Origin of the sequence: Azospirillum sp. A1-3 (genome assembly GCF_023806445.1) — a bacterium.
In the GTDB taxonomy this organism is placed as follows: Bacteria; Pseudomonadota; Alphaproteobacteria; order Azospirillales; family Azospirillaceae; genus Azospirillum.
This window is the reverse complement of the sequence record NZ_JAMSLU010000007.1, coordinates 269926-294182: the sequence shown is the minus strand read 5'-3', so window position 1 is coordinate 294182 and position 24257 is coordinate 269926. Positions and strand designations below refer to the sequence as shown.

General features: G+C 65.0%; 19 protein-coding genes. 9 read left to right on the top strand and 10 right to left on the bottom strand.

Translation table 11 applies throughout. The features are described 5' to 3' along the window. Position 1: 1 nt before the first annotated feature. Positions 2-1378, top strand: a complete 1377-nt coding sequence (locus M5E06_RS31880) for an SEL1-like repeat protein (RefSeq protein ID WP_252141676.1) — start codon at positions 2-4, stop codon at positions 1376-1378. A 65-nt stretch (positions 1379-1443) separates the two neighbouring features. Here M5E06_RS31880 and M5E06_RS31875 read toward each other — a convergent pair whose 3' ends face one another. The 3 genes from M5E06_RS31875 to M5E06_RS36125 form a co-directional block, all read right to left on the bottom strand. After that, positions 1444-2316 carry a hypothetical protein gene (locus tag M5E06_RS31875; protein WP_252141675.1) on the bottom strand — a complete coding sequence of 291 codons (873 nt, stop codon included), beginning with the start codon at positions 2314-2316 and terminating at the stop codon, positions 1444-1446. Between the two features lie 409 nt (positions 2317-2725). Then, complete coding sequence (locus tag M5E06_RS31870; protein ID WP_252141674.1) at positions 2726-3022, bottom strand: hypothetical protein; 297 nt, start codon at positions 3020-3022, stop codon at positions 2726-2728. Between the two features lie 51 nt (positions 3023-3073). After that, positions 3074-3706, bottom strand: coding sequence for a hypothetical protein (locus tag M5E06_RS36125; protein ID WP_502802024.1), 633 nt, complete (start codon positions 3704-3706; stop codon positions 3074-3076). Between the two features lie 653 nt (positions 3707-4359). On the opposite strand from M5E06_RS36125, the gene M5E06_RS31865 reads away from it, so the two are divergent. Both M5E06_RS31865 and M5E06_RS31860 read left to right on the top strand, forming a co-directional pair. Then, positions 4360-5193, top strand: coding sequence for an ABC transporter permease (locus M5E06_RS31865; protein ID WP_252141673.1), 834 nt, complete (start codon positions 4360-4362; stop codon positions 5191-5193). Positions 5194-5220: 27 nt separating this feature from the next. Continuing rightward, positions 5221-6003: a sulfotransferase family protein gene (locus M5E06_RS31860; protein WP_252141672.1), complete on the top strand. Its 783-nt coding sequence runs from the start codon at positions 5221-5223 to the stop codon at positions 6001-6003. An 11-nt stretch (positions 6004-6014) separates the two neighbouring features. Here M5E06_RS31860 and M5E06_RS31855 read toward each other — a convergent pair whose 3' ends face one another. Both M5E06_RS31855 and M5E06_RS31850 read right to left on the bottom strand, forming a co-directional pair. Continuing rightward, complete coding sequence (locus tag M5E06_RS31855) at positions 6015-6932, bottom strand: hypothetical protein (protein WP_252141671.1); 918 nt, start codon at positions 6930-6932, stop codon at positions 6015-6017. Beyond that, positions 6910-7293, bottom strand: coding sequence for a glycosyltransferase (locus M5E06_RS31850; protein ID WP_252141670.1), 384 nt, complete (start codon positions 7291-7293; stop codon positions 6910-6912). Before M5E06_RS31850 ends, M5E06_RS31855 begins: the two co-directional genes overlap by 23 nt. Before the next feature lie 330 nt (positions 7294-7623). On the opposite strand from M5E06_RS31850, the gene M5E06_RS31845 reads away from it, so the two are divergent. Next, positions 7624-8994 carry an ABC transporter ATP-binding protein gene (locus M5E06_RS31845; protein WP_252141669.1) on the top strand — a complete coding sequence of 457 codons (1371 nt, stop codon included), beginning with the start codon at positions 7624-7626 and terminating at the stop codon, positions 8992-8994. Positions 8995-9029: 35 nt separating this feature from the next. Here M5E06_RS31845 and M5E06_RS31840 read toward each other — a convergent pair whose 3' ends face one another. The 4 genes from M5E06_RS31840 to M5E06_RS31825 all read right to left on the bottom strand — a co-directional run bounded on the left by M5E06_RS31840 (position 9030) and on the right by M5E06_RS31825 (position 16883). Then, positions 9030-12803: a glycosyltransferase gene (locus M5E06_RS31840; RefSeq protein WP_252141668.1), complete on the bottom strand. Its 3774-nt coding sequence runs from the start codon at positions 12801-12803 to the stop codon at positions 9030-9032. A gap of 12 nt (positions 12804-12815) precedes the next feature. Beyond that, entirely contained in the window at positions 12816-15014 is a 2199-nt protein-coding gene (locus tag M5E06_RS31835) for a glycosyltransferase (protein ID WP_252141667.1), read from the bottom strand. 236 nt (positions 15015-15250) lie between these two features. Continuing rightward, positions 15251-16105, bottom strand: coding sequence for an ABC transporter ATP-binding protein (locus M5E06_RS31830; protein WP_252141666.1), 855 nt, complete (start codon positions 16103-16105; stop codon positions 15251-15253). After that, entirely contained in the window at positions 16068-16883 is an 816-nt protein-coding gene (locus tag M5E06_RS31825) for an ABC transporter permease (RefSeq protein ID WP_252141665.1), read from the bottom strand. Before M5E06_RS31825 ends, M5E06_RS31830 begins: the two co-directional genes overlap by 38 nt. A 308-nt stretch (positions 16884-17191) precedes the next feature. On the opposite strand from M5E06_RS31825, the gene cysD reads away from it, so the two are divergent. The 5 genes from cysD (at position 17192) to M5E06_RS31800 (ending at position 23013) form a co-directional block, all read left to right on the top strand. Then, positions 17192-18085, top strand: coding sequence for a sulfate adenylyltransferase subunit CysD (gene cysD, locus M5E06_RS31820; RefSeq protein WP_252141890.1), 894 nt, complete (start codon positions 17192-17194; stop codon positions 18083-18085). Next, positions 18085-20001 carry a sulfate adenylyltransferase subunit CysN gene (gene cysN / locus M5E06_RS31815; RefSeq protein ID WP_252141664.1) on the top strand — a complete coding sequence of 639 codons (1917 nt, stop codon included), beginning with the start codon at positions 18085-18087 and terminating at the stop codon, positions 19999-20001. The genes cysD and cysN overlap by 1 nt, the downstream gene beginning before the upstream one ends. Positions 20002-20241: 240 nt before the next feature. Continuing rightward, positions 20242-21114 carry a glycosyltransferase gene (locus tag M5E06_RS31810; RefSeq protein WP_252141663.1) on the top strand — a complete coding sequence of 291 codons (873 nt, stop codon included), beginning with the start codon at positions 20242-20244 and terminating at the stop codon, positions 21112-21114. 50 nt (positions 21115-21164) lie between these two features. Further along, a complete protein-coding gene (locus M5E06_RS31805; protein WP_252141662.1) occupies positions 21165-22337 on the top strand; it encodes a glycosyltransferase family 4 protein in 1173 nt (390 codons plus the stop codon). 85 nt (positions 22338-22422) lie between these two features. After that, entirely contained in the window at positions 22423-23013 is a 591-nt protein-coding gene (locus M5E06_RS31800) for a D-sedoheptulose-7-phosphate isomerase (protein ID WP_252141661.1), read from the top strand. Positions 23014-23101: 88 nt separating this feature from the next. Here the strand turns inward: M5E06_RS31800 and galE are convergent, their stop codons facing one another. Beyond that, positions 23102-24115, bottom strand: coding sequence for a UDP-glucose 4-epimerase GalE (gene galE / locus M5E06_RS31795; RefSeq protein WP_252141660.1), 1014 nt, complete (start codon positions 24113-24115; stop codon positions 23102-23104). Between the last annotated feature and the right edge of the window lie 142 nt (positions 24116-24257).

Below are 24257 nucleotides of genomic sequence, written 5' to 3'. Positions count from 1 at the left end.
CATGAACAAAACCACCAACAAGCCCGGTCTCGCGACATTGCAGGGGCAGCGCAAGGCGCTTCAGCACTGGCCGAAGGCGAAGCAAGGTCGCCTGTCGGTGCTGCTCCGCCGCTTGCGGAGCAGCACCAAGCTGCGCCAGGAGGCCGATGCCGCCTTTGCCGCCGGGCAGCCGGCGGAAGGCGCGCGCATCTTGCGCATTCTCGCCGGACGGCGGCAGCCCGATGCGCTGTTCCAGCTTGGTCAATGCTACGCCCAGGGCCGCGGCGTGGTCCGCAACATGCCGGAGGCAGTGGCCTGGGTGCGCCGGGCTGCCGAGCTGGGGCAGCTTGATGCCCAGCTCATGCTGGGTCAGATTTACGCCAACGGTCCTGGCCGGGTCCGTGATTTCAGTGATCCAATGCGGCTTTACGCCGACTCAGCCGCCGCTCAAAGCACCACCAGCCGCCCTGCCAACCGCGACCTTCTGTTCCCAGCCGGCGTGAATGTCGAACGCGATGAGGCGGAGGGGGTCAAATGGTTGAACCGCGCCGCACAGGCCGGCCATCCCTTGGCGCAGTTCGACATGGCCCAACGCTATCTGTTTGGCCAGGGGGTGGACAGGGACGTCGAACGCGGCCTTGCCTTGCTGCGCACCTCCGCCCAAGCCCGCTGCAGCAAAGCGCATGTGGTTTTGGCGCGCGCCCTGCTGGACGGGCAATTGATCCCCCGCACCCCTCTGGCGGCTGCCGATCATCTGCGCACCGCCGCCGAGTTGGGCGATGTCGACGCAGCCGGCGAATTGGGTGCCTTGCTTGCCAGCGGAACGGATCTCCCAGCCGACTTTACCGAAGCGGTCGGCTGGCTGCAAAAGGCCGCCGATCAGGGGCACAGCGCAGCACAGCTTAACCTGGCAACCTTGTATCTGCGCGGCCAGGGCGTTCCCCGCGACCTGCGCAAGGCCGCGGAGATGTACCGGAAGGCGGAAAAGTCCGGGCGCTTTGCTTTGGCACAATGGCGGCTGGGATGGCTGTATGAGGCCGGAGAAGGGGTCGAGAAGGACTTTTTTGAGGCCTCCGAATGGTACCGCAAAGCCGCCGATCAGGGCTTTACTCCGGCGCAATTCTCGCTTGCCTTGCTCTATTCACGTGGGCTGGGGGTGGTTCGCAACGATCAGCAGGCGGCGTTCTGGTTTGAAAAGGCCGCCGCTGCCGGTCATGTTCCGGCGTGTTTGAACCTCGCCCTCATGAGCATGCGCGGCCAGCTGGGAGCTCCTGACGCCGCCACGGCGCATGGCTGGCTGGACCGGGCACGGGCCTCGGCCACCGCTGCCGACGAGGACCAGATCCGCCGAACCGAAGAGACGCTTGCCAGACTGCAGCGCCCGTCTCCGCGCAGTTGAGAAAAGCGGCTGCAGGCCGGATGAGAGGTCCCAACCGGTCGCCCCCCTGGCGCTGAGACCGATGGTCAAGAAACCCGGCCACATAGCCGTCGCATCCGCGCCAACAGCCCTGCCGGCAGCCCGGTCTTGAGCCGGTTGGGGAAGAGCTTGCGATAGGGATGGACAATCCGCCCACCATCCGGCCGCGCCATCTCGGCCAAAATCGTGTCGAAGCTGACATCCTCGCCCACCGCATTGAGCAGCCGCGCGCGCGCCGGAGCGTGGCGGGTTTCTGGGTTGCTCGCCCACCAGGGACGATAGGGATGGTCTTCACAAAACGGAATGCCATAGACCCGCGCCAAGGTCGGCAGCTTGTACTCAAGAAACCCGACCTCCGGCGGTCCCTCACTGACATAAAGGGTCAAAAACCGGCGCGGCAGACAAACGACGATGAACAGGCAGCACAGCAGCTCCCCTTGATAGCCATGCTGGTCTTTCAGATAGGTGCGAAACGCATCCCGGTCAGTGCGCTTGTCCGGGTCGCTGTCATTCAGCCAGCCCCACCAGCCCGCCACCTCTCGCTCCGGCCGCAGACCAGAAAACAGGGCGTGACCAGGCTTCAACGTGGCAAACAGCCGCTCCAAGGGCGCCAGCAGCAGCATGTCCCACTGCACGATCACCAGACTGTCCCATGGCAGCTCGGCACCACAGTCACGGTGCCAAGCCGCGATCACGCGATCGCCGTGCTGCCACTTCCAGTGGGCACTGCGCGGCTCGGTGAAAGCGTAGAAATCATCAAGCCACTGCCGCAGCCGCCGCTCGGCTTCGAGCGCCTGCGCCGCCTCCCCGCCATAGAGGCCATAAATCGGCACACCAGGGTTACGGGCGCGCAGCCCTGCCAGCCGATTCTCGCAGACGTCGAAGTCCTTGTAAAACCAGAAGAGGATGGCGAGCATCATGGATAAGACATCCTGCGGAAATGGCGGCGTGCGATGTTGCCGCTGGCAGCGGCCTTGCGGCCGAAACCTATGATGTCACCCAGCCAGAGGTGCCCTTTGCAAACTGGCACAGCCCCCCGTCCACTGCCTGTGCGGTGGCGAACACGCCGTATGACACCAGTCCCGGCCGTTCTTGCCGTCGTCCTTGCCAGCGTTTGGCATGTGAAAAGCGCCCAGCGCCGCCCAGGAGGCACTCAGCATCTTTGCTACCGGCCAGCTCGTTACCTCTCTGCCAAGCTGCGTGGGGACGCCACCAGCACCGCCTGGATCACCACAAGAGGGTGTGGCACAGCCGCAGCCTCCTGGCGCTCGCGCCGGCACGGGCCGGGCTTCGCGTCAGGAGGCCGCAAATGCCCAAACACCCCTTTGGTCAGATGACCTGCAGGTAGGCCGGATCGAGCGCACCATGACGGAACGGAATCCAGTCCTTGTGATCGGCGCGGTACTGCAGGCCATAGGGATTCTTGAAGAAGATCTTGACCATGGGCTGACCGCCTTCGGCGCGGGTGCGGTCATGGTCGATCAGCGGCGAGGACGCAAACACCTTGTCCCACAGCTCGGCGTTGTCGACCTCGCGGCCGGCATTTTTCACATAATCGCGCGCGGCATCGCTGAGCTTCCATGCCTCTTCGACCATAGCGTAATAATCAACGGTACCCTCAGCCATCGCTCAACGCTCCTTAGCTTTGCTGCGACAGGCTTAACGGAAAAGCCCGAACTAGAAAAGCGCGAAGCGGAGCCGCCTTGGCACAGCCGTCGGATACTGAGCCCATCCGCCTTCTGACATCCTCTTTGCGCTGAAGGGCTCGACGCCAAGCCAGAGGCTTTGCCACCCGGGCTCGTCCTCTCCTGGGCGGGCGAGGATTCCGTCGAGACGGGTGATGCCGCGATGGACACCACGGCTCGTCGCCAGCGTCACGGGGGGGGGCACACTCAGAGCCCGAGCCACCAGCGCTCCCGCCTGCGGACCATCGGCGACCCGCGGCCTTCGGCCTTCGGCGCGCGCGCTGACGGAGCTGGAGCAGGCGAACGACGACCATCGACAAGAAGCCGATGAGCGGCAAAAAGCGGTCCGCTGTGCGCACTTGCCGGCCCTCCACTCGACATCCCGTCTTCGGCGCCTTGTGACATTCCTCAATGCCGCTGTCGTCCTGCACGAACAGAGTACCAGACCGGCGGCGGTGTCCGTCTCCTGGCGCACCGTTTCTCGGTACCGCGTGGTGATCGCTTCGAGCGTGACTTGCAGACGATCCAGCAGGCGATAGGCGGCTTTGGCATCGCCCCAGCACTCCAGCTGTGTTGGCAAGCCGGCGGCCGGCCGGCGCGCCAAGGCCGTGCCGATCACCACCATCCGCCCGCGACCGCCCGTCGCCCAGTTCGCCTGTCCCCCACTGGCGGTCTGCCCACTGCCGCGCATTGGTCTGAGATGATGTGGTGGACGGCCCTTCCACCTTCTGGGATCGGTGGCAAGCTGATGCCGTCGAAGAAACCATGTGTGTCATCACCCCCTCCAGTGGCGATCGATGCCAACACCGGCGGGAGTGCTCCCTTGCGATGGGGGTAACGACAAGGCCTGAACGCCGGAGCTTGCGGCGCTAAACTCAGGGTCAGCGCATCCCCTGGTCGGGAGGCTGCGATGCAAGAAATTTGAAGCAGCTCTGCGATGAGAGTGAGGGACGATCAGGATCATCCTGTCTCCTCCCCAAAAGCAACAAGCAACAAAAGGTATTGCCGACTGTGGCAGCACAGTGGGCCGGGGCTACCACCCAACGGTGCCCTCCACAGTCGGCAAACTTAGCTTGGCTCACCGTCAGAATACGCAAAATAGCGCGGTAGCGCACATTACTTCTTGGCAATGTTGGGAGAACAAAAGGGGTAAATCGCCACGTTGGGTTCTGAGGTGTACCGGCTTGAGCGAAGCATGCTAGGATCGCCGCCGCCGGGCAGCCGGTGCGTCAGGCACCTGCCTGCTCCGCCATTTCCCCAAACGTGCAGCAGCCGTCAATGGTCTCCAGCCTTTTGAGCATTCCCACCAGCCTGCTTCGGCACCGCTACCTCGTGCGCCAGCTGACCTGGCGTGACATCGCCGGGCGCTACCGCGGCTCAGCCGCCGGGCTGTTGTGGTCGTTCCTGACCCCTTTGGTCATGTTGGCGATGTACACGCTCGTGTTCGGCGTCATGTTCCAGACGCGCTGGACCGGCGGTGCGCCAGGGCAAACGACGGCCTCTCCCGAAAGTCATCTCAGCTTTGCCCTGATCCTCTTCGTCGGCCTCATTCTGCACAATTTCCTGTCGGAATGCGTCAGCCGGGCGCCATCGCTGATCCTGAACAACTCCAACCTGGTCAAGCGTGTGGTTTTCCCGCTGGAGATTCTGGGCTGGAGCACCATTGGTTCAGCGCTGTTCCACAGCGCGATCAGTTTCGTTGCCTTTTTCCTCATCTATGCCCTGGTCCAAGGCGCAGTTCCCTGGACGGCGCTGCTGCTGCCGGTGGTGATGCTGCCGCTGGTGGTGATGACGCTTGGTCTGGTGTGGTTCCTGGCCTCCTTTGGTGTTTTCCTGCGTGACATCGGGCAGGTGATCTCGCCGGTCATGACGCTTTTGCTGTTCCTCAGCCCAATCCTTTTTCCCATCACGGCCATTCCGGAAGCGCTGCGCGGCTACCTGATCTTGAATCCCTTGACCATTCCGGTCGAGCAGGCCCGCGCGCTGGTCATTTGGGGACTCTGGCCGGATTGGGGACAGTTGGCAGCCTACAGCGTCGTGGCGGTGCTCGTCGCCTGGGGCGGGCTTTATTGGTTCACCCGCAGCCGTCCGGCCTTTGCCGACGTGATGTGATCCGCACTCCCGACAGACGATCCTTTCATGCTTCATTTCCTTGGCATTGGCGCGCAGAAATCCGGCACCACCTGGCTTTACCACAACCTCAAGAAGCACCCGGCGGTGTTCTTGACGGAGGAAAAGGAGCTGCATTTCTGGAACAGCCACAAAGACCGTGGATTGGACTGGTACCGCGCCCAGTTCGCCCCAGCCCCGGCAGGCGCGGTTGCTGGCGAGATCACCCCGGCCTATGGCATCCTGCCCAGCGAGACCGTGGCCGAGATTAAGCGCGAGTTCCCGGAGTTGCGGCTGATTTACCTGATCCGCAACCCGATTGAGCGGGCATGGTCGGGGGCGCTGATGGCGATTCCGCGCGCCGAAATGACGGTCGAGGAGGCCTCCGACACCTGGTTCATCGACCATTTCAATTCGCAAGGCTCGGCCAGCCGTGGCGATTATGAGACCTGCCTGCGGGTCTGGCGCAGCCATTTTCCGGCCGCGCGCATCCATGTCGACACCTTCGATGAGATCGTCTCCAACCCGCGTGGCGTGCTGCAGCGGTGCAGCACCCACCTTGGCATCGATCCCACCGGCTTTGACAGCGTGCCGGACGACTCCCTCATGACCCCGCTCAATGTCGGCTTGCGCCGGCCGATGCGCCCGACGCTGCACCATTATCTGGACCGCCTGTATCGCCCCAAGATCGAAAGCCTGGGGCGCTATCTGGGGCGCGACTTGTCACACTGGTTGGCAGGCCCGGCCCGCCCGCTGACACCGCTGCAGCGGCTGCGGCTGTCCTGGTCGGCGCGTGCTCATCACTGGCGCTGAACAAGGGGGACTCAGCCCCCGGAGCCGCTGCGATAGCAGCCTGCGGCAACCAGGGCCGTGCGGTGTTCGGCAACGAACCCGGCGAGCAGATCCCGCTGCAGCCCTGCCAGGACCGGATTGCGGAACGCTTTCATCGTCACCGCCAACTCTCCTGCCGGACCGCGCAGGACGCCCTGCTGCTCCTCGTGGTGAGTCCCAGCGATGGAGGTGGCGTGCAGCAGCAGGGCCTGCCGTTCGCCACAGAGGACGGCCCCGTCGGGTGCGATGGTGATGCGCACCAGAAGCCGGCCATGGACGTTCCACACCAAGGGGTCGAGAACCGCACAGCGCCGGCCGGGCGCCCAGGCAACGAGATTGAATGCGTTCTGGTCGATCATCCGATGCTGGTCCAGACGCTTACAGCGATCCCAAACCTCAGCCAAAGCCGCCGCGTCGGTGCAGACGAAAAAGCCTGAGTTGAGGTAAGGCCGGTGTGGCGCGATCGCCATGGTCAGGACCGCCTCGGCGAAGGGGGCCACGTCCCAGCGTGCGATGCAGCCGGCGATGTCAGCAACCTCCGCGTCCGGACAAGCCGCCAACACCGCCCCCTGTTCGACCATCGCCGCAATCAACGTCCGCAGCCGCACCTCCAGCGGCCCGGTCGCCAGCATGTCGGTGTCAATCCAAACAAGAGGCTTTCCGGCTTCCCTTTGATCCTCCACCAGATACTCGACGAGCGCGGCTTTGGCGAGGTAGGGGTGGATGCCCTCCGGCACGCCGGCAGGACGCGGCAGCAGCCAGCCCAGCCCGTCAAGAAAACGGCGCTGTGCCGGTGTCAGGCCAAAGTCGCAGACCCGGAAGACCGCTTCTGGCATCCACTGTCCCAACGAGCGGGCCAACAGGCAGGCCATGGCAAAATAGCGGGCATCAGCACCGGTTATGATGCGCATGTGTCACTCCGACCATAACAGGCCTGCAGTTGCCAGGCGACCTGGACCGCGAGGCGGCGGCAGTCGCCTGTCCGGCAGCGATCATTGCCGCCACCGCCGGGTCGCCACGCTCAAGCCGCCGCCCGACATCCGCCACCGCATCGGCGCAGGCGATTGCCTCATCGCTGCCAAACCAGCGCCCATTCTCCGGCGCGGCATAGTCAAGACCACCGGTGCCATGGAAGCCGATCACGGCACCGCCGCTGGCCATCGCCTCCAGCGCCGCCATCCCCAGCCCTTCGCGGTGGGCCAGCGACAAGAACACGGCCGAACCGAAAAGGATCTCGCCCACCTCCTCTTCATGGCGGCCGGCGACCGTCACCCTGACCCCACCAGCCCCCCGTCGGGCGGGGCGGCGGTGACGAACAGGATGCGGGCTGGCGGGGGGGCGGGATCGAAGCGGGTCATTGCTCGGCCATTCTGGTCTTGCCTCGCCTTTTTAAGGAGAAAAGCAACGTGTGTCCAAGACTGCCGCTCCTGGACCGGCAATTCCTCCCCCTACCCCAAGCGGGGACTTGGGTAAGAAAGGGTTGCGCAGCCAAGCCCAGCGGTGCCATGAATACACGCGCCTTGATGCGCCTGGATTGCGCAACTGTGCGTCCTATATCCGGCCCCGGCACGGCTTTCAGGTTTTATGGCGGTTCATCGTCCTATGAGTTCCCCCAACACGGCCATCGCCATCCGCGACGTCTCAAAGGTTTATCAAATCTACAGCCGGCCGGAAGACCGTCTGAAACAGGCGCTGTTCCGACATCGACGTCAGTATTTCAGAGAATTCTGGGCCCTGCGCGGCGTCAGCTTCGACATTGAGCGTGGCAGCACCGTTGGCATCGTCGGCCACAACGGCTCGGGCAAGTCCACCTTGCTGCAGATCATCTGTCGCACATTGCGCCCCTCGGCCGGCTCGGTCGAGGTTAATGGCCGGGTGTCAGCGCTGCTCGAGCTCGGCTCGGGCTTCAACCCCGATTTCAGCGGGCGTGAGAATGTCTATCTCAACAGCGCCATTCTCGGGCTTGACCGGGCTGAAACCGACCGGCTGTTTGATGAGATTGCCGCCTTTGCCGACATCGGTCCGCATCTCGACCAGCCGACCAAGACCTATTCCACCGGCATGGTGATGCGGCTGGCCTTTGCCGTCGCCATTTCGGTCAACCCCGACATTCTCGTGGTGGATGAGGCGCTCGCCGTCGGCGATGAGGCCTTCCAGCGCCGCTGCATGGCCCGCATCGAGGCGATCAAGAAGAAGGGAGCCACCATTCTCTTCGTGTCGCATTCGGCCAATCAGATCGTCGAACTGTGCGACCGCGCCATCCTGCTCGATCATGGCGAGCTGCTGTATGACGGTCCGCCGCGCCGCGCCATCAACTTCTACCATCGGCTGCTCTACACGCCCGCCGACCGGCGTGCCAGCTTCCGTGACGCCTTGCTGGCGGCCAAGCGTGGCGAGGCGGCCTTGCCGGACGAGACCGCCGCGGCAGCCCGCGCCCAAGCGGCCGAAGTGGAAACCGAAACCGCCGATGCCGCCCTGGAGGAGCATTACAATCCGGGCCTGGTGCCAAAGAGCACAACCGTCTACGAGACCCGCGGCGCGCGTATCCTCGATGTCCAGGTCACCACGCAAGAGGGCCGGCGGGTCAATGTTCTGGTATCCGGCCGGCGCTACACCATCCGCTACCGCGTGAAGGTCGAGACCGATGTGTGGGGGGTGGCGGTCGGCACCCGGATCAAAACCATCACCGGCGTTGAGCTCGGCGGCGCCACCACCCAGCACACCGACCGCATGCTGGACCATGTCGAGGCCGGCACGGTCTTGACTGTGACTCACAGCTTCGACTGCCACCTGATGGAAGGCACCTATTTCCTCAACACCGGCATCTCCGCCGTGATCGATGGCGAGCGGCAGTGGCTCAACCGGCTGGTCGACATCGCGATGTTCATGGTCATGCCGGTGCAGGGCCGCTGCTCCAATGGCCCGGTCGACTTCCTGTTCGACAGCCGGGCTCAGCCGATCGCGCTCGGCTGAGCCCGGGCCTGGGGGATGAAGAGGTGGCCGCCGGGTCAGCCGGCCACCTCCTCCATCAGCGCCTCAAACTCGCGGGCGACCCGCTCGAAGGTGAGATAGGACTGCACCCGGTGCCGCGCGGCTGCTCCCAAGCTCTGCCGACGCCCCGGATCCTGGGCCAGTCCCTCGATGGCCGTGCGCAGCGCCTGCAGATCGAGCAGGGGAACGCTCACCCCACTCGCCCCGATCGCCTCCACGGCGCCACCGGCCTCGGCAAAGGCCACCACCGGCAACCCGGCCGCCATCGCCTCAATCACCACCAGCGGGAAGGGATCCTCGCGCGATGGCAGGAGGAAGAGGTCGGCCGCATGATACAAGGGCGCCGGGTCATCGGTTGGTCCCAGCCACTGCATGGTGCCGTCCACCCCGCTGACCCGCAGCAGGAAACGCGCCCAATGCTCCTGGTCGGGGGTGAGGGCGCCGCCGACCCAGACGATGTGGATCGGTGCAGCGCTCTCGCGCAGCTCCTTGGCCATCTGCACCGCAAGGTCGAAGCCTTTGCGCAAATCCGGCGTGCCGCAGGCAAGCACGACCACCGCCTCGTCCGGCAGCCCCAGCGACCGCCGCAAGGCCGCACGCGCCATGGCACGCTCGCCTGAGCCCTGCAGCAAGGCATCAAGGACCAATCCGCCATGGATGCGGCTGACCTGGTCAGGCGGAAGGTCGAAGCTGTCAATCAAGGCATCGCGCATCACATCCGACACCGCAATGATGCGGCGGGCGGCTCCGGCGATCCGCTGAACGCGCTCGGCCCCGTAAAACTCAAGGATTGAGGCCGGGGTTTCATGCAGCACGGACAAGACCGGCACCCCGGCCTGCGACAGCGCCTCGGCAAAGCGATCGGCGACCACCGTGTTGCACACCGCCACCGTCGCCTGCGCCGCCAGTCCGGTCAGATCACGCAGCGCCTGCTCCGCCTCGACTCGTGCCGCCTGGTTGTAGCGGTAGAGATCGAAGGTGGGGCCAAGCCGAGCGAAGTCCGCCGCCAACGGACCGCCGCCGATCAGCAGAACGGCAATGTCCAACTCGGGCTGCGTGGTGGCAAGCTGCTGCAGCAAGCGCAGGAGGTAGAGCGGAGCACCGGTGCGGCTGGCGTCATGAGAGACGGCGACCAGCCGGCGGCGCCCTGGCGGGCTCCGCCACAGCCGCTCACGGAAATAGGCGAGTACTGGGCCATTGTCGACCCCAGCCGCGGCCGGGCGGTGCAGCGTGGCCGCACAATGCTCCAGCCAGCCGGGAGCCAGGGCAGCCCCGTCTTCGGCCAAGACCTGGCCGGTGAAGATCGGGTGCGGGGCCAGTCCCCGTGCGGCCCCGTGCCACAGATAATGCGCCAGGGCATCTTGGCCGTCCGCCAGTTCCACCCCCGGCTGGGTGCGGTAGAAGCCGGGATCGAAGAGCCAAGCCGGTGTCCAGCCTTTCGGCCCCCCATCCCGCAGATAATGGGCCAGCGGGTGCTCGCCACCCCGCATATGTCCAGCATGGCCTTCACTGTACCACACCGGTTCGAAAATCGGGTTCGGCTTGCGGTCGTGGGCACGCCCAGGGCGCAGATAATCGTGCAGCGGCTCGGCGTCGGGCTGGTAGGTCGTGCGGTACCAGACCGGGTCGAACAGCCGATTCGGCCAGCGGCCGGCCGCTGATCCGCCGGTCAGGTAATCCTCAAGCGGTTCGAGCGTCGGTTGGTAGGTCGTGCGGTACCAGACCGGGTCGAACAGCGCGTTGGGCCAGCGGCCGGTCGCCGGGCCGGTGAACAGATAGTCGGCCAGCGGCTCGCCGTCGGGCTGGTAGGTGGTGCGGTACCAGACCGGGTCGAACAGCGCATTCGGCCACCGCCCGCCGCGCGAGCCGCCATGGAGATAGTCGGCCAGCGGCTCCTGCCCAGGCTGATAGGTCTGGCGGTACCAGGTGACGTCGAACAAGCGGTTTGGCCGCCGACCGGCCTGTGAGCCGCCGGTGAGATAATCGACGAGCGGATCACCGTCGGGCTGGTAGGTCTGGCGGTACCAGATCACATCGAACAGCGCGTTGGGGCGGCGGCCGGCTTCGGACCCACTCTCCAGGTAATCGGCCAGCGGATCGCCCAGCGGATGATAGGTGGCACGGTACCAGGTGACATCAAACAGCGCGTTCGGGCATCGACCAGCCTGCCAGCCTCCCGCTTGGTAATCGTCAAACGGGTCAGCGGCCGGCTGGTAGGTGGTGCGGTACCAAGCAACATCGAACAGCGCGTTCGGGCGCCGCTCGCTGCGTCCCCGATTGGCCAGATAATCGGCCAGCGGCTCACCGGCCGGCTGGTGGGTGGCGCGGTACCAGCTCGCATCGAACAGCGCATTCGGGCGGCGGCCGGCTTGCCAGCCGCCGTGCAGATAATCAGCCAGGGCGGAGCCCTGCGGCGCATAGGTCCGCCGGTACCAAGCCGGGTCGAAGACAGGGTTGGGGCGGTTGTCGGCGGCCTCGCCGCCGGTGAGGTAATGCACCAGCGGGTTGCCGGCACATCCGTAGCGGTCCTGATACCAGGCGCTGTCGAACAGCGGGTTGGGCCGTCGCCCCTCCGCACCGCCATGCTCCACGAAATGGCGCAAGGGATCGATGTCGCCCTGATGCAGATCGGGATGGCTGTCGAGATAGAAGTGTGGATCGAACAGGCCTGAGTCCCGCACCAGCGCCATCGCCTCGGCGGTGGGACGGTCCGGCGGCAGCTTGGCGCGAATCCACGCCAACAGCGGTCCCTCGGCGGACGGGCGGGCGGGCGGAAGGTCTCGGACCGGCGTGGTCGGCGAAACCGGCCCAGCCGCCGATGGCAGGGAGGGAATATCCGTGCCCAACACCGGCAGGTCAGCGGGAACCGACGGCTTGGCCTGTTCAACCTGCCCCGCCAGCAAGGGAACGAACAAGGGGTCGCCCGCGGCAAGCGCCTCACGCACGGCGTCGATCGCCGACCAAGCCTGCCGATCGGTCGGATCGATGACCAGGCTGTGCAGCGCACGATAAAGGGCTGCCACCCACGGGGCCGCCGCGTCCAGCGCCTGCTCATCGTCTGCGGCTTGATTGTTGCGATAGACCGGCGACAGCTCCTTGCCCATCTGCCCGGCGACCCGATCGAAAGGCTCAGGCCAGGTGATGCCAAGCGCATGCCCGGCCTGTCCAAGCACCGTGCGCCAATCAGCCAGAAGCGCATCATAGGTCAAGAAGCAGCGCTCCTGCGCCCGCGTTGCCGGTTCGGCCTCGGCCATATGGCGCAACCAGAGCAGCAAGGACTTCTCACGGCTGAAGCCGTTGCGCTTGAACAGCGAGCCCGCCACCTCGAAGGGATGGCGGATGGGCACCAGGAAGACCGGATGGGCGCCAAAACGCTCCAGCACGCGCAGCCACAGCGGAACCAGCCGGCAAATCCGCGGGTCTTTCAGAACGAAAAGCGGCGCATCGGCAAAATCGCGGCGCAACACCGCAACCAGACGCCCGACCATCGCCTCGGCCTGCTCTGTAGCGAACCACGCTTGTGGAAACGGCCCCAGCCCGTCATAGGCGAGCCCGACCGAAGTGAGGATTTCGTCATGAAGGGCGATGAGATCATTGGACTCCCAATGACCCAACGGGTTGCTGGGCAAAGCCGGATAGAGGTTCGAGGGCACCGCCGCGCCGAGAATGTTGACGGCGCGGGTCAGGGCCGAGGTGCCGCTGCGGTGCATGCCAAGCACGATGACAGCGGTGGTGCCGGCGGTCGCCACACCAGGGGAAGCCGCCACAGCAGGCGGCAGGGGGGTGTCCATGCTTGGCAACACTCAGTTGGTCGGCTCCAGCGCGACGCTTTGATCAAGCTCCTGCCAGAAGCGGGAGAAGGCCGGCTTGGAGAACTGCTTGGCGGCTGCGATTGCGGCCCGGCGCATGGCCAGGGTCGGCGCACTGTTGTTGGCCGACAAAATCGCGGCGGTGTGGTCGGCCAGCTCCTTGGTGGTGTCGAAATGGTAGCCGGTCGCCCCATGCGCAACGATGTGGCGCGGCCCCCCCTTGTTCACCACCACCGGAATGCAGCCGGCGGACATCGCTTCGACGATGGTGATGCCAAAATGCTCGGCCTTTTCCGGATTGAGCTGCTCGTCGACCTCAAGGCCGGTGGCGTGCCAATAGACCGAGGCCTGGCGGTACAGCGCCTTCATGTCAGTGGTCGAGGCGTTCAGATGGAAGGTGACCGGCAGATCCTTGGCCAGCTCCTGGCAGAGCAGGAAATAGTCGCGGTGCTCGGCCTCCGGATGCAGCGAGCCCACCAGATGCAGCTCAGCCTTGATGCCGGCCGCATGGATGTGATCACGGAAGGTCTGGATCAGCAGGTCCTGGCGCTTGCAATGGCCACCGGTGAAGAAGCGGCCGACATGCAGAATGACCGGGGACTTGGCGCTCAGCTGCTCCTCATCAATTCCCAGATCATCGACCGGCGGATAGACCACCGACACCGGCCGCGGAGGCAGACCGCAGTCCCGCATCTGCTGTTCGACATGACGCTGGGTGAAGGGAGAGTTGACCGCCAGCTGCTCATAGCCGTCCCACCAGGTCCAGCGCCGCGCCAGCTCATGCACCGACACCGGGAAGGGGAACTGGCAATGGAAGATGCTCTTGACGCCCATGGCGGGCACCGGCGGCACAATCTCGTTGCCCATCGCCACGAACAGGTCAAAGCGCGGCATGGCGGCTGCTTGTGCCAGGGAAACGGTGTGCACATGATCCAGCGCCAGCCCAAGCTCGCGCCCGACCGTCAGGATGCGCAGCCGGCTGAAAAGCTCCGGCGTCACCAGGAAAACCTCATACGCGCCACGCAGCGCCTCGGCAATGGTCAGCAAATAGCGCTCGCCACCGCCGGGAATGATGTTGTAGGGCGTGTAAAGGGCGGCACGCTTGGTGGCCTTGGGCGTCCAATTGGCGGGGCTGGCTGGAAACAGCTCCGAGGAAGGGCTGGCCGCGTCACCACGCAGCACATCGCCCCAGCGCTCAATGAACTTGGTGCGATTGATCGCAACAATGTTGTTGAGCTTGAGGCCATGGCGCTGATCGGACGAGGTGGCGTTCTCGTGATGGATCACCGTCGAGGTCGGGCAGTAGTAGGTCTTGAGCCCGAGCAGGCGGATCTTCAAGCACAGATCGCTGTCCTCGTAATAGGCCGGCTCCCACATCAGATCGAAACCGAGGACCGTGCGGAAGGTCTCACGCCGCATGGCCACGGTGGCGGCCGAAACATAATCGACCGTGCGCGGCTCGTTGAAACGAGGGTCGTCGGGGCTGCCGAACTTGCCGAGTTGGACCGCATTGCCCTCCTTGTCAAGGAGCGCGCCGGCCTCTTGCAAGCGGCCATCGGGATAGACAAATTTCGGACCGCTCACGCCGCAGTCCGGATGCGCGAGGAAAGGCTGCATCAACGGCGCCAGCCAGTTCGGCTCGACGGTGACGTCGTTGTTCATGAAGATCACAAAGCCGCCGCGGCTCGCCTCAAAGCCGATGTTGTTGCCTTCCCCAAAGAAGCGGTTGGCCTCCAGGCGCACCAGGGTCGAGCGGCCATGATGCTTGGCGAGGATGGCGAAATCCTCAGCCCCACTGCCATTGTCGACCACGATGATCTCATAGCTGTGGCCGGTGGTGTGCTCCCACAGCGAAGCCAGACACTTGATGGTCAGCTCCGCCTTGTTGAAGTTCAAAATGATGATGGAAACGTCCGGCGCCGTGTCATCGTACCACCGCTCGGCAGTGCGCATATCCGGAAGACGGACAGGCTCGACCGGTTTGGGGGCCTCGATCACCGGAGCCGCGGCCATGGGGGCTGGAACAGCCGCCGGCAGAGGCCGCACCAACCGCAAAACGCGCCGACCGGATTGCCACCCAGCCCAAAACACGAAGTTGAGCGTTCGTCCCAGCCGTGTTTCAGCACGCATCGGCCCCAGAAATCGTTCCAGGACGAACGGGCTGTAGGACTGCGCAGCGCGCAGCTTATCCATCAATGTTCTGAAAGTCATTCTTAGGGAGCAGCTGATTGTAATAAAGGCCCATACCGATAGCATGCTGGCAGACGGCGCCGCAAGGTTATGTCCGGTGCCGATTGGAGACTTTGCTCTCTGCTTTTCTGGATAGGGGCTGGCCCGGCCGAGGTGGAGGGAGCCCCTTTGCGTTCAGCCACCCAACTCGACAAACGCTGCCCAAGGCCAGCAGATCACGCTTGAGAGCGTGGTCTGCGTCATGATTGCACGACGGTCCGCGCTGCCTCGGGGGCAAGGCCACGCAGGCGGCCGGCGCTGCCGGTTTCGGTGGCCCGATGATAGGCCTCCAACACCTCCTCAAACGGCCCCATCATGACAACACGGCCGTTCTCCAGCCACAGCAGCTTGTTGCACAAGCGGCGCAGCACACTTTCCACATGCGAGGCCATCACCAGAATGCTGGCGCGGCTGACGAACTCCTCGGCCCGGCGCTCGGCCTTTTCGAGGAATTGCGCATCACTGACGGCGATCCATTCATCCATCAGCAGGATTTCCGCATCGATGGCCGTGGCAGCCCCGAAGGCCAAACGCAACATCATGCCGGCCGAATAGGTTCGCACCGGCAAATCAAGATGGCCGCCCAATTCGGTGAAGGCGGCGATGTCGTCCATCTTGCGCTCGATCTCCTGGCGCGACACGCCAAGATAGGCTGCCCGCATCCGGATGTTGTCATAGCCGGTGGCGTCGCCGTCAAAGCCGATCGACAGATCGAACAGCGGGGTGACCTGGCCTTCGACCCGGATGCGCCCGGTGGTTGGCTCATAGACGCCGGCCATCGTCCGCAGCAAGGTGGTCTTGCCGGCTCCGTTGCCGCCGATCAGCCCGAGCCGGTCGCCATGCTCCAACTGCACCGAGACCCGGTCGAGCGCATGCACCTGAATGCGGTGCTGGGCGTCGTGGCGGATGATGCCGCTGGTTGAGGAATGCAACAGCGTCTTCTTCAAGGAGCGTCCGCTGCCCTGATAGACGACGAAATCGACAGAAACCTGGTCGAGGTGAATCTGAGCCACGAGCCTACAGCCAATAAGCAATGCGTTTGCGGAACCGGACATAGGTCGCAAAGGTCAGCGACCAACCGACGACCGTGATCAGCGCGGCCACCCCCCAATCGGACAGCGGCAACACCTCACCCAACAAGGGGGCGCGAACCACCTCGATCAGGTAGTGAATGGGGTTGAGCAGAATGAGCCATTGCCGCTCGGCCATCAGTTCCGGCTTCCACATCACCGGGGTGACGAAGAACAACAGCTGAACCACACTGGCGGCAATTGGCTGCACATCACGAAAGCGCGCACAGGCAATCCCGAGCAGCAGCGCCACCCACACCGCGTTGACCAGCAGCAACACCAGCCCCGGCAGCACCAGCAGTCCAGCCGCCCCCGGCCACAAACCAAGCCACAGCGCCAACACGACAAAGATGACCACATTGTGGGCGAGGATGATCAGGTTGCGCCAGACGATCCGCAGCACATGCACCGACAGCGGCATGCGCACATGCTTGATCAGGCTCTCAAACTCCAGAAAACTCTGCCCGCCCTCATTCAGCACAGCGGCAATGAAGCCCCAGATGGCCAAGCCCAGAGCCAGAAACGGCAGATAGCCCCGCAGCTCGAACCGGAACAGTGAGCCGTAGATGAGACCCAGGCTGGCAACCAGCACCGCCATACTCAAGGTGAGCCAAAAGGGACCAAGCACGGAGCGCCGGTAGCGCTTGCGGATGTCATGCCACCCCAGCATCCCCCACAGTGACCAACTCGTGACCCCTTTCACCAGGTCCTCGTAGGCACGTGCGGTCTGGCTGCGGTCGGCAGAGTCGAACAAAAGGCTCATGGGCAGATCATGGGGAGATGGGAACAAAAAGAGGGCAAGGCATGGGAGCGCTCGTCAACGCAAAAACCGGCCTCCCCGTCCCTCTCGGTACCGGGTGCCTGGGCCATAAGGCTTTGTCGTACTCTAGAGCGCGGTGGCTGTCACGCACTATTGCCATGAGCGCGAAGGGATTGCCGGACGGGGAGGCAAGGGCGTATATCACCAGCCCCAGGGCACCTTGCTTGTGTCCTCCGGCTCTGAGCGACATGCCGACCGGCTTCCGACAACCACCGTTGTGTCGTCCTCCTGTGACCCTCTCCCCTGCCCGCCTGACGCATCTTCAGCGTCTTGAAGCCGAAAGCCTCCACATCATGCGCGAGGTGGTGGCCCAGTTCCACAAGCCGGTCATGCTCTATTCGGTGGGCAAGGACAGCTCGGTGCTGCTGCATCTGGCGATGAAGGCCTTCTATCCGTCGAAGCCGCCCTTCCCGCTGCTGCATGTCGACACCACCTGGAAGTTCCGGGAGATGATCGAGTTCCGCGACCGCACGGCGCAGGCGTTGGGCATCGACCTGATGGTCCACATCAACCAGGACGGCGTGCGCCAGGGCATCGGCCCCTTCACCCACGGTTCGGCCGTCCACACCGACGTGATGAAGACACAAGCGCTCAAACAAGCGCTCAATGCCTATGGCTTCGACGCCGCCTTCGGCGGGGCGCGCCGCGACGAGGAGAAGAGCCGCGCCAAGGAGCGCATCTTCTCCTTCCGGACATCCTCCCACCGTTGGGAGCCGAAGAACCAGCGGCCGGAGCTGTGGAGCCTCTACAACGGCCGCATCAACAAGGGCGAGAGCATCCGCGTCTTCCCGCTGTCGAACTGGACCGAGCTCGACATCTGGCAATACATCCACCAGGAGAACATCCCGGTGGTGCCGCTTTATTTCGCCAAACCGCGTCCGGTGGTGGAGCGAGACGGTGCGCTCATCATGGTCGATGACGACCGCCTGCCGCTGAAGCCGGGTGAGACGCCGGAGATGGCCTGGGTGCGCTTCCGCACGCTCGGCTGCTATCCGCTGACCGGGGCCGTGCGCAGCACCGCCGCCACCCTGCCAGAGATCATCCGCGAGATGCTGCTCGCCACCACCTCCGAACGCCAGGGCCGGGTGATCGACCAGGATGCCGGTGCGTCGATGGAAGCCAAGAAGCAGGAAGGCTACTTCTGATGCTGAAGGACCCTGCCCTCACCGCCGAGACCACCACCGCTGCTGCCGAAGTGCAGGCATATCTGGCCCGCCAGAATGACAAGGACCTGCTGCGCGTCATCACCTGCGGCTCGGTGGATGACGGCAAGTCGACGCTGATCGGCCGGCTGCTCTACGACTGCAAATGCCTCTTTGAGGACCAGCTCGCCAGCCTGGAGACGGACTCCACCCGCTTCGGCACCACCGGCGCCGGCCAGCTCGACCTCGCGCTGCTGGTCGACGGGCTGGCGGCGGAGCGCGAGCAGGGCATCACCATCGACGTCGCCTACCGCTTCTTCACCACCGACCGCCGCAAGTTCATCCTCGCCGACACGCCGGGTCACGAGCAGTACACCCGCAACATGGTCACCGGTGCTTCCACCGCCGACGCCGCGGTCCTGCTGGTCGACGCCCGCAAGGGCGTGCTGACCCAGACCCGCCGCCACAGCACCATCGTCTCGCTCCTGGGCGTGCGCCATGTCGTGCTGGCGGTCAACAAGATGGACGCCGTCGGCTGGGACCGCGACACCTTCGAGCGCATCGCCGCCGACTACCGCGTCTTTGCTGAGCGCATCGGCCTCACCGAGGTCACCTGCATCCCGGTCTCGGCCCTGACCGGCGACAACGTCACCAAGCCGTCCCAGGCCATGGGCTGGTACAACGGCCCCACCCTGCTCGGCCATCTGGAGAGCGTCGACGCTTGTGCCGAGCAGACGCTGGGCGCCTTCCGCCTGGCGGTGCAGTGGGTGAACCGGCCGAACCAGGACTTCCGCGGCTTCTCCGGCACGGTGGTCGGCGGCGCGGTGCGCGTCGGCGACGACGTCGCCATCCTGCCCAGTGGCCGGACCAGCCGGGTGGCCCGCCTCGTCACCATGGACGGCGACCTGGAGACGGCAGCGCCCGGACAGGCGATCACCCTGGTGCTGGCCGACGAGGTCGACGCCAGCCGCGGCGACATGATCGTCGCCGCCGCCGGCCGGCCGGAGGTGGCCGACCAGCTCGCAGCATATGTGGTGTGGATGGACGAGCAGCCGCTGCTGCCCGGCCGCTCCTATCTGCTGCGCGCCGGCACGGCGACGGTCGGCGCCCAGGTGAGCGAGCTGAAGCACGCCATCAACGTCAACACCCAGGAGCATGCTGCCGCCAAGCATCTGGATCTGAACGACGTCGGCTTGTGCAATCTGGCGCTCGACCGGCCGATCCCGTTCGACGCCTATGCCGACAGCCGCGAGACCGGCAGCTTCATCCTGATCGACCGGCTGAGCAACGCCACCGCCGGCTGCGGCATGATCCGCTTTCCCCTGCGCCGAGCCTCCAACATCCACCGCCACGCCACGAAGGTGGACAAGGCGGCGCGAGCGGGCGGTCTGCAGACGCCCTGCGTGCTGTGGTTCACCGGCCTGTCCGGCTCCGGCAAGTCCAGCGTCGCCGACCGGCTGGAGCAGGAACTGCACCGTCTGGGTCGGCGCACCATGATCCTGGACGGCGACAATGTCCGCCTTGGTCTGAACCGCGATCTCGGCTTCACCGACGAGGACCGGGTGGAGAACATCCGCCGGGTGGCCGAGGTGTCGAAGCTGATGGTGGAGGCTGGGCTGATCGTGCTGGTCAGCTTCATCTCGCCCTTCCGCGAGGAACGCCGGATGGCGCGGTCCCTGGTGGAGGACGGCGAGTTCCTGGAGGTGTTCATGGACACGCCGCTGGAGGTCTGCGAGGCGCGCGACCCCAAGGGGCTGTACAAGAAGGCCCGCTCCGGCCAGCTCCCCCACTTCACCGGCATCGACAGCGCCTATGAGCCGCCGGAGGCCGCGGAGATCACCTTGAAGGGCGCCGAACAGACGCCCGACGAGATGGTCGCCCAGCTGATCGAAGAGTTGCGGCGGCGCGACATCGTCTGATGCGCCGCCCAAGGGGTCACTGGGGCAAATGGCCGGTTGCCCCAGTGACCCCTTGGGAGTTTGCCCTTCCTCCAGGCCCCCGGGGTGTTGCGTGTTTTCGACTGCCACGCGGAAGGCCTTTGCACAAAGTGCGGCCAAGCCGTTCCCCAGTGGCACTGGTTTGCGGTGAAATGCATTGACGAACCAAGGCGCCAACGATCTTATGGCCGCGGATTGTTTTGCAAAGCGTCTCGACCTCCCATGCAGCGTCACCCTCGGCTTGCTCCTTATTCTCTGACGAACCTGGAGCGGGTCAACGCCATCGGGCAGGCTGTACCGCGCGATAGGGGGCCGGCAGACCTGCCCCATGGGCTGTCCATCGTCATTCTCACCATCGACAAGCCCGAGCTGATCATTCCATTGATTGACAGCCTGGTGGCGATGGCACCCCTGTTCCAGCAGGCCGGGCTGGGGTTTGAGGTGCTGATTGGCGATACCGGCTCCACCGACCCCACCGTGCTAGCGTTTTACGAGCGCCTGCCCCCCCTCGTCACCGTGGTGCGCGGGCTGAGCTACCACTTCTCCCGCTGCAACAACCAGCTCTTCTTCGCTCATGCCCGCTACGACACCGCCTTGTTCCTCAACAATGATGTGATCGTCCGTGACCAGCCTGACAGCATCTTGCGCATGGTTCAGCAGCTGGAGCGCCGGCCGGAGCTGGGGGTGATTGGGTTGTGCCTGTTTTTCCCCGATGGCTCGGTGCAGCATGCCGGCATCGATGTGTTCCGTGATGGCCCTTTGCGTGGCTTCTGCTTCCACCCGCATGCCCATACCCCAGTGCCTGAGCAGATGGCTGACAGTTGGGAGTGTCTGGCTGTCACCGGTGCCTGCCTGATGATCCGCGCCGACCTGTTCCGTGCCATCGGTGGCTTCGATGAAGGCTACCGCACCGAGTGCCAGGATGTGGCGCTCTGCTTGGCGGTCCAGCGCTTAGGCCGACGGGCTGCTGTTCTCAACGCGGGTCCGGTGCTGCATCTGGAAAACGCGACCCGCCCCAGGGGGTCAGAAGACTGGGCCGACCGCCAGCTCTTCATGCGCCGCTGGGGGACCTTCATCGACGCTTTCGCTCTGTAGGATCTCCGGTGTCGACTTCCGCCTCATCCTTGCTGTTCTTGTGCTACCGCATGGCCCGCGGCTTTGGCGTCTCGGTGGTCATCGAGACTCTGGCGCGTGGTCTGGCCGCCCGTGGGGTGGCGGTGACGATCGGCTGTGTCGAACAGGACGGGACCATACAGGGGCTCGACATCCGTCCGGTCAAACCACAGCCCGATGCCATCGCCGCGTTGGCCCAGGCGGTCGGCGCCACCGTCCTTGTCGCCCACACATCACCGTTTTTCGAAGCGTTGCCCGCCCTGCAGGGCGCGTTCTCCTGCTGGGCTTGGGAGCATGGTGACCCGAGCCCTGCCTTTTTCGACAGCGACCGCGCCGCGCGCGAGGCGGTCGTGCGCCACAAGCAAGAGCGGGTCTATCCGGCCCTTACCGGCGTGGTGGCCATCTCCGAATTCATCGCCCACGACATCGGCTGGCCGCAAGCCCATCTGATCTTCAACGGCTGCGACCATGTCCCCGACCGTGGCAGCAAAGGCCTGCAGGACTATCCGCTTGGCGATGGAGCACCGCTGAAGATCGGCACCTTGATGCGCATTGGCCAGGGTGAAGCGCGCTACAAGGGCCTGCAGGTTTTTCTCGACCTCGCTACAGCCGTGCGCGCGTCAGGTCTCCATGCCGACATGCACATCATGGGCCGTGGTACGCCGGAAGACGCCAAGCCTTTCCAGGCGGCCGGCATCCACACCCATTTGAACGCCACCGACGAGGAGCGGGCGGCCTATCTGCGTGGGCTTGACGTTTTCATCTCGCCCAGCTTGTGGGAAGGCTGCAACCTGCCTTTGCTGGAGGCGCAGGCGCTTGGCACGGCCGGGTTAGCGTATGACACCGGGGCGCATCCCGAGATGACGCCTTTGCTGGCAGCCAACGCCCGCGACATGCTGAGCTTGGTCCAAGCCTATGCGCAAGACCGCGGGCTGCTGCGCCGGCATTCTTTGATGTGTTATCATTTTGTCCGCCGCCGCTACCGCTGGTCGAGCGCGGTGGATGACACGGTCCGTCTGTTTGGGTTGACCGCCGGCACCCAGCCGATGCCGCTGGGCGGCCCGCTGCCGGTCCCTCGCCGGGGCTGGCTGGGCGTCCATGCAAAAAAGCTCCTGTGGTCGCTGCGCGCCGAAGGGGTTTTCGGGGCGGCTCGGCGAACCAAAGCCTATCTGTCTTATCACCTGCACAAGGACCGCTCCGGCTGATCGCGCACCGTCCCTGCCCTTTGCGGCAGGAGGGCGATGCCAGACCACCGCCTGCGGCCTCTTCGACCGGAAAAAAGGTGTCATCATGGCCAACTCCACCATGCCCCACGCGTCTCTGGCCCAGTATCTTGAGCGTTCGGCCGAGCTCTTGCTCCAAACACGCGCGGCCATCCCTGCCAGCGTGATGACGGCGGCCGTCGAGTGCATCGCAACCGCACTGGCCGCCGGACGGCCGCTTTTGGTGTGCGGCAACGGCGGTTCGGCGGCGGACGCCCAGCACATCACCGGAGAGCTGGTTGGGCGCTTCTTGAAGGAACGCCGAGGCTTGAAGGCGATTTGCCTCAGCTCCAACGCCGCCGTGCTGACCGCCTGGGCCAATGATTACAGCTATGAGACGGTGTTCGCCCGCCAAGTGGAGGCTTACGCCGAACCTGGCGGGGTTCTGCTCGGCCTCAGCACCAGCGGCAATTCCGCCAATGTGGTTGCCGCCTTTGAGGCGGCACGGCACCATGGTATGGCCACCGTGGCGCTGACCGGCGAAGGCGGCGGCCGGCTGGCTGCGCTCAGCGACGTTTTGCTGGCGGTTCCCTCCCGCTCGACGCCGCTGATTCAGCAAGCCCACCTGTGCCTCTATCACCACCTGTGCGAAGAGATCGAGGCGCGGCTGGCCGGATAAGTTTCACCTTGCGCGGATGGAGAACGTGATCTGCACGCGGGCCCTGCTGGCGCTGTCGCCGGGGGGCAGGGAGCGCCGTTCTTGACAGTTATGATGACGCCTTGTCCTCGACCAGCGTGCGCTCCCAGGCAAGGGCTGAGGCGACGATGCCGCGCAGATCGGCGTGGCGCGGGGTCCAGTCCAGTTCCTGGCCAATGCGGGCAGTGGCGGCCACCAGGGCCGGTGGATCGCCGGGTCGGCGCGGACCGACCCGGATCGGCAGCGGACGGCCCAGCACCGCCTGCACCATGTCGAGCACCTCGCGCACCGAATAACCGCGGCCATAACCGCAGTTCAAGGTCCGGCTGTCGCCCCCTGCCTCCAGGTGGACCAGGGCAGCGACATGGGCAGCGGCGAGATCGCTGACATGGATATAGTCGCGCACGCAGGTGCCGTCGGCGGTGGGATAATCGTCGCCATAAATCTGGATGTCTGGTCGTTGGCCAGTCGCCACCTGGGCGGCAATCTTCAAAAGATGGGTGGCAACCCGGGTGCACTGGCCGGAACGCCCCTGCGGGTCCGCTCCCGCCACATTGAAGTAGCGCAGCACCACCGAGCGCAGGCCATGGGCGGTGGCGGCATCGCGCAACATCCACTCGGTCATCAGCTTGGAGCGGCCATAGGGGTTGATCGGGCTGGTCGGCGCCTCCTCGTCGATCGGCGTCGCCTCGGCCATGCCATACACCGCCGCGGTGGAGGAGAAGACAAAGCGGTCCACCCCAGCCTGACGGCAAGCCTCGATCAGCGTCAGGCTGTTGGCCGTGTTGTTGCGGTAATAGTCGAGTGGCTTTTCCACCGACTCCGGCACGATGATGCTGCCGGCAAAATGCATGACGGTGCCGACCGCATGCTCTTGGATGACACGGCCGATCAGGACGGCGTCACCGACGTCCCCCTCCACCAGTGGCACGCCGGGCGGGATGGCGGCGCGGCGCCCGCTGGACAGATCGTCGACCACCACCACCGGCCAGCCGCCATCCAGCAGCGCCAGCACAACATGGGAGCCGATGTAGCCGGCGCCGCCGGTCACCAGCACAGTCTTACGGGATGTTGGATCAGCCATGAACGGTCCATTCGTGCTGCGATGCAAAGCGTGACAGACTATGGGCTGCCAGCTTGCTCCGATCATACCCTTTTACGCTGAGCAAGCCTGTTCCTTTCGCAGGTCCCGAAAAGAGACAGCTTTGTGCCAAACAGCCCATCAG

Excerpts from the sequence above, each read along its gene's own strand:
- M5E06_RS31880 (WP_252141676.1), top strand. The coding sequence starts at position 2 with ATGAACAAAACCACCAACAAGCCCGGTCTCGCGACATTGCAGGGGCAG.
- M5E06_RS31875 (WP_252141675.1), bottom strand. The coding sequence starts at position 2,316 with ATGATGCTCGCCATCCTCTTCTGGTTTTACAAGGACTTCGACGTCTGC.
- M5E06_RS31870 (WP_252141674.1), bottom strand. The coding sequence starts at position 3,022 with ATGGCTGAGGGTACCGTTGATTATTACGCTATGGTCGAAGAGGCATGG.
- M5E06_RS36125 (WP_502802024.1), bottom strand. The coding sequence starts at position 3,706 with ATGGTGGTGATCGGCACGGCCTTGGCGCGCCGGCCGGCCGCCGGCTTG.
- M5E06_RS31865 (WP_252141673.1), top strand. The coding sequence starts at position 4,360 with ATGGTCTCCAGCCTTTTGAGCATTCCCACCAGCCTGCTTCGGCACCGC.
- M5E06_RS31860 (WP_252141672.1), top strand. The coding sequence starts at position 5,221 with ATGCTTCATTTCCTTGGCATTGGCGCGCAGAAATCCGGCACCACCTGG.
- M5E06_RS31855 (WP_252141671.1), bottom strand. The coding sequence starts at position 6,932 with ATGCGCATCATAACCGGTGCTGATGCCCGCTATTTTGCCATGGCCTGC.
- M5E06_RS31845 (WP_252141669.1), top strand. The coding sequence starts at position 7,624 with ATGAGTTCCCCCAACACGGCCATCGCCATCCGCGACGTCTCAAAGGTT.
- M5E06_RS31840 (WP_252141668.1), bottom strand. The coding sequence starts at position 12,803 with ATGGACACCCCCCTGCCGCCTGCTGTGGCGGCTTCCCCTGGTGTGGCG.
- M5E06_RS31835 (WP_252141667.1), bottom strand. The coding sequence starts at position 15,014 with ATGGATAAGCTGCGCGCTGCGCAGTCCTACAGCCCGTTCGTCCTGGAA.
- M5E06_RS31830 (WP_252141666.1), bottom strand. The coding sequence starts at position 16,105 with ATGTCCGGTTCCGCAAACGCATTGCTTATTGGCTGTAGGCTCGTGGCT.
- M5E06_RS31825 (WP_252141665.1), bottom strand. The coding sequence starts at position 16,883 with ATGAGCCTTTTGTTCGACTCTGCCGACCGCAGCCAGACCGCACGTGCC.
- cysN (WP_252141664.1), top strand. The coding sequence starts at position 18,085 with ATGCTGAAGGACCCTGCCCTCACCGCCGAGACCACCACCGCTGCTGCC.
- M5E06_RS31810 (WP_252141663.1), top strand. The coding sequence starts at position 20,242 with ATGCAGCGTCACCCTCGGCTTGCTCCTTATTCTCTGACGAACCTGGAG.
- M5E06_RS31805 (WP_252141662.1), top strand. The coding sequence starts at position 21,165 with ATGGCCCGCGGCTTTGGCGTCTCGGTGGTCATCGAGACTCTGGCGCGT.
- M5E06_RS31800 (WP_252141661.1), top strand. The coding sequence starts at position 22,423 with ATGGCCAACTCCACCATGCCCCACGCGTCTCTGGCCCAGTATCTTGAG.
- galE (WP_252141660.1), bottom strand. The coding sequence starts at position 24,115 with ATGGCTGATCCAACATCCCGTAAGACTGTGCTGGTGACCGGCGGCGCC.